At 46.3% G+C, this 8215-nt stretch carries 8 protein-coding genes; 2 read left to right on the forward strand and 6 right to left on the reverse strand.

Annotated features, from left to right (window positions below):
• Window positions 1–42 precede the first annotated feature (42 nt).
• The 3 genes from PY479_RS16685 to smrA form a co-directional block, all read right to left on the reverse strand.
• Complete coding sequence (locus PY479_RS16685; protein ID WP_275484456.1) at window positions 43–2319, reverse strand: acyl-CoA dehydrogenase; 2277 nt, start codon at window positions 2317–2319, stop codon at window positions 43–45.
• 15 nt (window positions 2320–2334) lie between these two features.
• A complete protein-coding gene (locus tag PY479_RS16690; protein WP_212593551.1) occupies window positions 2335–2970 on the reverse strand; it encodes a TetR/AcrR family transcriptional regulator in 636 nt (211 codons plus the stop codon).
• 133 nt (window positions 2971–3103) lie between these two features.
• Entirely contained in the window at window positions 3104–3694 is a 591-nt protein-coding gene (smrA, locus tag PY479_RS16695) for a DNA endonuclease SmrA (RefSeq protein WP_275484457.1), read from the reverse strand.
• A gap of 117 nt (window positions 3695–3811) precedes the next feature.
• On the opposite strand from smrA, the gene PY479_RS16700 reads away from it, so the two are divergent.
• Window positions 3812–4366 carry a nuclear transport factor 2 family protein gene (locus PY479_RS16700; protein WP_275484458.1) on the forward strand — a complete coding sequence of 185 codons (555 nt, stop codon included), beginning with the start codon at window positions 3812–3814 and terminating at the stop codon, window positions 4364–4366.
• A gap of 8 nt (window positions 4367–4374) precedes the next feature.
• Window positions 4375–4866 (forward strand): YchJ family metal-binding protein, encoded by a 492-nt coding sequence (locus PY479_RS16705; RefSeq protein ID WP_275484461.1) that lies wholly within the window; start codon window positions 4375–4377, stop codon window positions 4864–4866.
• On the opposite strand, the gene PY479_RS16710 is transcribed toward PY479_RS16705, so the two are convergent.
• The 3 genes from PY479_RS16710 to PY479_RS16720 all read right to left on the reverse strand — a co-directional run bounded on the left by PY479_RS16710 (window position 4863) and on the right by PY479_RS16720 (window position 8012).
• Window positions 4863–7043, reverse strand: a complete 2181-nt coding sequence (locus PY479_RS16710; protein WP_275484459.1) for an EAL domain-containing protein — start codon at window positions 7041–7043, stop codon at window positions 4863–4865. The genes PY479_RS16705 and PY479_RS16710 overlap by 4 nt on opposite strands.
• Before the next feature lie 122 nt (window positions 7044–7165).
• Window positions 7166–7456: a DUF406 family protein gene (locus PY479_RS16715; protein WP_212593556.1), complete on the reverse strand. Its 291-nt coding sequence runs from the start codon at window positions 7454–7456 to the stop codon at window positions 7166–7168.
• 70 nt (window positions 7457–7526) lie between these two features.
• Window positions 7527–8012, reverse strand: a complete 486-nt coding sequence (locus PY479_RS16720; protein WP_275484460.1) for a VC2046/SO_2500 family protein — start codon at window positions 8010–8012, stop codon at window positions 7527–7529.
• Window positions 8013–8215 lie beyond the last annotated feature (203 nt).

Below are 8215 nucleotides of genomic sequence, written 5' to 3' on the forward strand. Positions count from 1 at the left end.
AGAAAAGGTACGCAATGCGTACCTTTTTTATTCATCCATGGATTACAATTTTGCAAAATCATCGACATTAATGGCGGCCAGTCGTAGCTTATCTGCGGCGAGTAATCTTGCTTGTTCTTCTTCCGTAATAATATTTTCGGCTACAGCGATTTCTGCTAAAACCTCCAATGAGGATTCACGCGCGAGTTTCCCTTGCTTTTGCGCATCACGCAGTCGTGCATATAGATCACGGCATTTATGCATCGCCTGAAAAGCTGCTTCAACTTCTGCGATTCCACCGGTATCGCCCACAAAATTCGGACATAGAAAGGTTAACCGCTCACGCACTGGTGAAGGTTTCTGCAAACTCACGGCTACACTGCTACTGAGCTTATCTGATGGCCCGTTAAACCAGTTACCCAACGGAAATACTAGTATTCGCATCAGCCAGGATAATGGCTTATTCGGGAAATTACGAATAACCCCTTCCAGCGCCTCTGCAGTGAGCTGTAACCGAGTTTGCATCACATGTTGTACCACCGGCAAGTCGTCAAACTGGCGCCCGTGATCTTCAAACAACTTTAGGGTGGCCGACCCCAGATACAATTGACTGAGAGCGTCGCCGAGTCTGGCAGAGATCATCTCTTTACGCTTGAGATCTCCCCCTAACACCAACATCGCAATATCGGTCATAAATGCCAGGGCAGCAGACATGCGCGACATCTGTTTGTAGTAGATGCGGGTGTCGCCGCTTACGGGGGCGGAGGCAAAGTAACTTCCTGTCAGGGCATGACCGACACTTGCCAGAGCATTACGCAATGCGTAACCGATATGCCCCATCAACAGAGAATCAAAGCGATTGAGCGCTTCTGTCTCATCGTTCATGCCTGCCGCTTCCATTTCTGACAACACATAAGGATGACAGCGTGTGGCACCTTGACCAAAAATCATCAAGCTGCGGGTAAGAATGTTGGCACCCTCAACGGTAATGGAGATTGGATTAGCCATATAGCCGTGAGCCAGATAGTTTTTCGGTCCCATCTGGATGCCTTTGCCCGACTGTATATCCATTGCATCATTCATCACTTGGCGGCCAAGTTCCGTCATGTGATACTTGGCAATCGCAGTGACAACCGATGGTTTCACTTTAAGATCAATGCCAGTGGTGGTCAGACGCCTGGCGGCTTCCAGTTGATAGGTATTGGCAATAATTCTGGCTAAAACCTCCTGCACACCTTCAAACTGTCCTATCGACAAACCAAACTGTTTGCGAATATAGGCATAAGCGGTTGTGGTTTTCGTGGCTAAGTGACCCGATGCTGTTGCTAATGCAGGAAGGGAAATCCCCCTGCCGGCAGATAAACACTCAACTAACATTCGCCAGCCTTTACCTGCGAATTCTGGTCCCCCAATGATCCAGTCCAGCGGAATAAACACCTCGTTCCCCTGTGTCGTACCGTTCATAAAGGCCATGTGTAGAGGATCATGTCGACGGCCAATTTTTACACCTTTATGCTTGGTAGGAATTAACGCGCAGGTAATACCGAGATCTTGATTATCGCCAAGTAAGCCTTCCGGATCTTTCATCTTAAACGCCAGGCCTAATACGGTAGCGACAGGGGCCAGAGTGATATAGCGTTTGTTCCAGGAGAGTTTCAGACCAATGATCTCTTCACCGTCAAACTTACCACGGCAAACAATTCCTTCATCGGGAATAGCGCCCGCATCAGAACCGGCCTCCGGACCAGTAAGTGCAAAACATGGCACTTCGTCGCCGGTAGCTAATGCTGGCAACCACCGTTCTTTCTGCTGCTGCGTGCCGTAATGCGTCAGTAATTCCCCCGGACCTAGCGAATTAGGCACCATCACTGTTACCGCAGCACTGAGACTACGACTGGCAATTTTACTAACGATGGTCGAATTGGCGTATGCCGAGAACCCCTTACCGCCGTATTTTTTAGGGATTATGAGTGCAAAAAAGCCTTCTTTTTTAAAGTATTCCCATAATTCCGGTGGCAGATCGCGGCGTTTGTTTACAATGTCGTAATCATCAATCATGGTCAGCGCTGTCATGACCTGATTATCAATGAACGCCTTTTCATCAGACGACAACGTGGGTTTGCCATAATCATGCAATTTTTCCCAGTTGGGTTGACCACGAAACAGCTCAGCTTCCCACCAGACATCACCCGCTTCCATCGCCTGTCGTTCGGTATCTGACAGCGGCGGCAATACTTTGCGGAAGAAATGGAGCACAGGCTTTGTCACAAATTGCATGCGAATATCGCGCACAAAAAACAACGCGACTAAAACTAAAAGCAGTAGTAACAGGATAGTCATATCAAAACCCTTGATTTAGTTACCCGACACTGCAACGCCGGCAGAAATATAGGGGATCACTTTACGAATAACAGCTTCAATATCGTTGCTTTCATTAAAATCTGCGGCAGCAATTTCCATCAATGCATCCGCTGATGCCATCGCAAAAACGATGGTGCCAAGCGTGAAATGTAAACGCCAAAAGATATCGGCAGCAGGAATTTCAGGCACGCTTTCAGACACGGCTTTCACAAAAGTTTGTAAATGATCACCGTAGTGCGAAGTGATAAACCAACGCAGATGCCCCTGGCTCTCGATGTAACCACGCCCCAACAGTTGCAAAAAAGTACGCGTACCGTCAGGACACAGTTGATTGAGTTTTAACAACGGGCTGACCAATGCTGAAAAAATCTCTGGCAATGATGCCTGTTGTTCTTGCTTGCGCTGAGCATTGATTGCCTGAGAAGCCGCTGGCATGAAAACATCCAGATAACGCGCTAGCACCGCCCGAATTAGCTCCTTTTTGGAGCCAAAGTGATAATTAACCGATGCCAGATTGACTTCAGCCTTACTGGTGATCAGTCGCAGAGAGGTTTCCGAAAAACCACGCTCAGCAAACAGCCGTTCGGCTGCATCAAGAATACGGGTCTTGGTATCAAAGCGATTGGCCATTCCATCCCCCAGAATATTTTAAACACCTGTTTAAAATAATTGTTGGGATAAATGATGTCAAACGAAAAACTCCCAGCACGGAATGTATTTACGGTTAAGGGGAATATTTTGAAAGATGACCCGCTTCCAGCAATTAACGTAAATAGCCGCCGCGGCGATTCTTCTCGCGGTTATCAACGCGCTGCTGCTCGTTTTTTGGCAACATCACATACACTGCCCCATACCCCCCCTGTTCTCTTTTGGCACTGTGAAAAGCCAGAACTTCGTCTAACTGCGTCAACCAATAATTCACGCACGATTTGATCAATGCCGGGAACGGCTTACTGTGATATCCCTTACCATGGATCAGCAACACACAGCGATCGCCTCTTTGCAAACGCGTCAGAATAAAATCGACTAATGTGTCTCTGGCCTGTCGTACCGTCATACCATGAATATCAAGTTCGGCGGCCACCTTATATTTACCCTGCCGTAGATTCTTAAATACAGCCTCTTGCACCCCCTCACGTTTGAAACTCAACATATCATCGGGTTTGACTGGAGTAATGTGCACCAATTCCAATGGTAGCCGTAACAGATATTCACTCGCCTGAGCCGCCGCTTTTCTGGCCTGCTGGGCATCAGAGGGGCCCGCTTTGGGTGAAATAGGCAGCGTATGACTCTGTTTTAATGGGACAACGTCAGCCATTTCTGACTGAAATAAATCCTTATCATTTTGATCCATAACAAAAGTCCATCCTTTTCCAACGTCTAGATTACACACTTTGTTAAGAAATCAATCTTCTGATCGACCGTGGCATCTATTATAGTTACCTGCATTACATCTGATTAGACCGTATAAATGAGAATCTTTCTGATAGCACTGGCGCTACTGTTCGCAACGGTAAAGCCAGTATGGGCTGCCAATAGCGACGATGCAGACCAGGTAGCCCTGAATCAACAGTATCAGCAATTCATTAATGCCTTTGCGGCACTAGATCCTCAACGGTTAGTTGCAATATACGCTGACGACGCCACCTATATTCCGGAACAACAGAATGTCGCCATCGTCACCGGCAAGAATAGCATTGTCGAACTTTATCAGAAATTCTTTGACCGAATTCGTAAGCGCAAAGCGCACATTGAAGTCGATTTCCGCTTGGTGAAACGGTTAATCCAAGGCAATTCAGCAACAGATGTCTGCTATTATCTGGTGCGTTTTCATCCCCCCGCCGAAACGGAAGAGCCAGTGAGTGAATTTGCGGGAAAGATGGTCACTGTTTCAGAAAAAAATGCCCAAGGTGTTTGGCAATGGAAAGTCGATATCAGCAACCGCGCTGAACCTCAGCATTTTTTTGATGCCACCCCCAAACCCAATCTCTATTATGGTCATCATTTCAGCCCACTGACTAAGTAAAACTTGTGATGGCCTCTATGGAAATCGACGCGAAAAGCAATTGTCCATGCGGTAGCGGCAAGCAGTATTCTCAATGCTGCCGGCCATACCACCAACATCAGATCCCTGCCCCTACGCCAGAAGCATTGATGCGTTCACGATATGCGGCGTTTGTACTGCACTTGTTCGGCTATCTAGAAAAAACTCATCATCCGGATTTTCGTCACGGATTGACGGCCACATCACTTGCACAAGGTAAGCAACCAGATTGGTTAACGTTGAATGTGATCAGCAGTGAACAGCAGGATTGCCGCGGCACCGTCTTATTTAAAGCGTGGTATAAGATCGATGGTAAATTAGATGCCATCTACGAACAGTCAAATTTTTTGTTGGTAGATAAACACTGCTTTTATACCGATGGCGAGCAATATCAGACAGCGTTGCCTAAACGCAACGATTCCTGCATCTGCGGCAGTGGTCGCAAGTTTAAACTTTGCTGTATGAATAAGCTTTTGCGTTAATGGAGCATCACAGGTTTGTCTGCTTCAATAAAGCGGGCGAAATCAGCTTCACGTAATGCCGGACTGTAAAGGAATCCTTGGGCTTGGTGACATAGATTATCCGCTAAGAATCGTTCCTGTTCCGCGGTTTCAACCCCTTCAGCCGTCAGTGAAATGTTGAGCGCCTTGGCCATCGCAATAATCGCACTCACAATTTCCTGACTCTGGCGACTAATATTCAAATCCGAGATAAAAGAACGGTCAATTTTCAGCTTGCTGATGGGGAATTGTTTCAGATAACGCATCGAGCTATAGCCGGTACCAAAATCGTCAATAGCCAAACCAACGCCCAAATCTGCTAATTCCTGACACAGATTGGTTGCATAGCGAATATCTTCCATCAGTTCGGTTTCAGTGATTTCAAGAATTAACGTTTTCGGCTTAATACGATAGCGAGTTAGCAGATCCCATACCTGTTCATAAAGATTACCTCCGAAGAATTGCCTGGCGGATACGTTAACGTGCATCGACATGTCAATATTGCGATGTTGCCACAGATAAAGCTGTTTACAGGCAGCCTCAAGCACCCAACTACCTATGCTATTGATCAACCCTGTTTGTTCAGCAATATCAATAAACGCGCCGGGATACATAATGCCGCGTTTGGGATGATGCCAACGGATAAGCGCCTCGGCACCGATGTAACTCTTACTTTGCAAATCTCTCAGCGGTTGATAGTAGAGTTCAAACTGACGGCCACGAATTGCCAGATTTAAATCTCGTTCAATCTCCGCATCATCCTTGAATGCTTTCAGTAATGTGCTATTGAACACCTGAATAGCCATTCCCTGCTTTTTCTTGGCATATTGCAACGCAATATCGGCACACGTCAGTGGTGGCACTTTTTCGACAATTTCATCAATAGCGACAATTGCCATGGCTGGACGGACATCCACAGACTCCCGCCCCAAGGAAATAGGCATACTCAACTGTTGATACAAACGACCATAGCAGTGTTGGAGGTCTTCCTGTTTCAACTCAGGTAACAACAACGCAAATTCATCGCTACCCACACGTGCGGTTTCAGCACCACTATATAACGCTGAAAAATGTCGCAGACGACGAGCGATTTCCACCAGCAAATCGTCACCTTTACTATGCCCGTAAGTGTCATTGTATCGCTTAAAGCCGACTAGGTTGACGAGTAGCAGATAGCCGCATTCTGTACGATCCAGCATGCGGTTAAAATAGGTACGGTTATACAGGCCAGTGAGATTACAATGCCAGGCAAAATGTTCTAATTCAGTCTGATGATTGCGTGCTTCGGTATGATCTTCAGCCGTCACCAACGCGTAGTGGTTTCCGCGTCTGGTTTCAAACTGGCTGGCATAGAATTTCAACCAATAACTGTCACCATTTTTATGTTGCAATGGCACTTCACCGCGAACCACTTCTCCGCGACATAGCTGTTCTAATACTTGATGAGCGGCTTCGGGAGATTGACGGAAAAAAGCCAGCTCTTTAAAACTCCGACCTATAAGCTTATCTTGCGGAATACCGGTTACCATCTCATGTGCTTTATTCACATATTCGATAGTTTCTTCGTGTAAATTCACCAGCAGTGTAATCTGTGCTGACTTTTCGATGGCTGACTGGAATAATGTCAGCATCTCATCTTTATGATAAGCATCACCGGTTGCCAGCGTCAGTGCCAACTGATCCGCTACCTGGCAAGCCAGATGTATTTCAGTGTCATTCCAGATGGCTTTTTGGGCATATCGTTCAAGGCTCAAGACGCCTTCAATATGTCCATTAATCCTGACGGCAATTTCCAGTGCACTTTTAATCTGATTGGGCTGGATATAACTAGTATGTAATTCAGCTAAACGGGGATCATCAGCCGCATTACTCGCGGCGATATGCAGATGATTTCGAAGCTCGGAAATATAATGTGATAATGATTGTAAATTACTCGGCCGGACGCGCTGTTGACTGGCGGGTGTACCATATCTCGCCGCTTCAAATTGAATGTGCTGGTCCTTAGACCAGGACCAAACGCTGGCATGATCGACCTGTAAGTGCTCACAGAGTAATTTTGTAGCAAGCTCCGCCGTACCAACAAAATCACCCTGTTGTTTCGCTGTCGAATTCGTTAGCGACTCCAATAATCGCCAATACTGCCCACGATTAACGCTCATTCACATCCAGCCAAATTAAAAGACCTAAACTATTGTTTTTTATTATCACTCGCGAAGATTACACATTTACGAATTACGCAGCAACAATAGATATATCTGCTAACAGTTTTATCCCATCTGTATTAAGGCAGACTGTTTTCCAATTGGAAGATCATTTTTTCTGCACTACAGCCAAACTCAATGTCTAACAGCCAATTAGGTGCTTTTTCTGTCAATGTAACCACCGCATCAGCAAATCTTGCCGAGGCTTTGTCTGCCAATGTCTGCGCGTCTTCCTTGGCGGTTTTGCCTGAAAACTGTAAATGCAGTAATACATCGCTTTCTTCAACCACCGTACCGATATCGACAAAACTGCCACATTCAGCACAGGTATCATTCACCAAATCACTTTGCGCTTCTTTAATGCTTTTCATGACGTCTCTCCGGAATGAACCATAACTTAGTGATTATAGGCTCTTATAACCTGTGTTTCTGTGGCAAGTTTCACGCTGCTTGTAGTCTATGGGCCGCCAGACACTGTTGTAATACCAATTCAGACAGCTGTGGCGTTTCCGGCAATAACGGAAAATGCTCACCATTGAAACGGTTACGAGCAAGAAGACTACAATTTTCCAGGACTTCACCGGTGCCACTGGCCCAGTGACCACGGATCACGATAGGTTCTGCGTTGATTGCTTCGGCTAACCGAAATGCTGTCGGGCCCTCTGACAAAAATTGGGCACTGTTATCGGTGACTAACTGCTGGCTGAGATCCCCCAGCAGTGTCGGTGCTGGAGGTAACTCAAATTGCTGGCGTAACTGGGTGTCGTTATCTAATTCATCTTGCAAATGAAATTGTGGGCAATCGCGCACATCTTGTGACAAAAGCGACAACAGTAGGCCAAAATCACTGCGCGAGTTTGTTTCTATCGCGCGATTTAAACGAGATCCTAATTGCAGTTCGTTGTGCAGTATCGGTTTGGATTGCATAAAAAAACATCAAAGAAACAACCTGTTGTTATTTAATCGACCGAACTGCCACTAACTTTAGTGGTTTTTGCAAAATCAGGCTTTACATAAAAACGCTTTCTGTCTACTATTGCCGCCGCAATTTGAGGAGGGGTTCCCGAGTGGCCAAAGGGATCAGACTGTAAATCTGACGGCTCCGCCTTCGAAGGTTCGAATCCTTCCCC

It is taken from the genome of Shewanella sp. A32, from assembly GCF_029167175.1.
Lineage (GTDB): Bacteria > Pseudomonadota > Gammaproteobacteria > Enterobacterales > Shewanellaceae > Shewanella > Shewanella yunxiaonensis.

Excerpts from the sequence above, each read along its gene's own strand:
- PY479_RS16705 (WP_275484461.1), top strand. The coding sequence starts at position 4,375 with ATGGCCTCTATGGAAATCGACGCGAAAAGCAATTGTCCATGCGGTAGC.
- PY479_RS16690 (WP_212593551.1), bottom strand. The coding sequence starts at position 2,970 with ATGGCCAATCGCTTTGATACCAAGACCCGTATTCTTGATGCAGCCGAA.
- PY479_RS16700 (WP_275484458.1), top strand. The coding sequence starts at position 3,812 with ATGAGAATCTTTCTGATAGCACTGGCGCTACTGTTCGCAACGGTAAAG.
- PY479_RS16715 (WP_212593556.1), bottom strand. The coding sequence starts at position 7,456 with ATGAAAAGCATTAAAGAAGCGCAAAGTGATTTGGTGAATGATACCTGT.
- PY479_RS16710 (WP_275484459.1), bottom strand. The coding sequence starts at position 7,043 with ATGAGCGTTAATCGTGGGCAGTATTGGCGATTATTGGAGTCGCTAACG.
- PY479_RS16720 (WP_275484460.1), bottom strand. The coding sequence starts at position 8,012 with ATGCAATCCAAACCGATACTGCACAACGAACTGCAATTAGGATCTCGT.
- PY479_RS16685 (WP_275484456.1), bottom strand. The coding sequence starts at position 2,319 with ATGACTATCCTGTTACTACTGCTTTTAGTTTTAGTCGCGTTGTTTTTT.
- smrA (WP_275484457.1), bottom strand. The coding sequence starts at position 3,694 with ATGGATCAAAATGATAAGGATTTATTTCAGTCAGAAATGGCTGACGTT.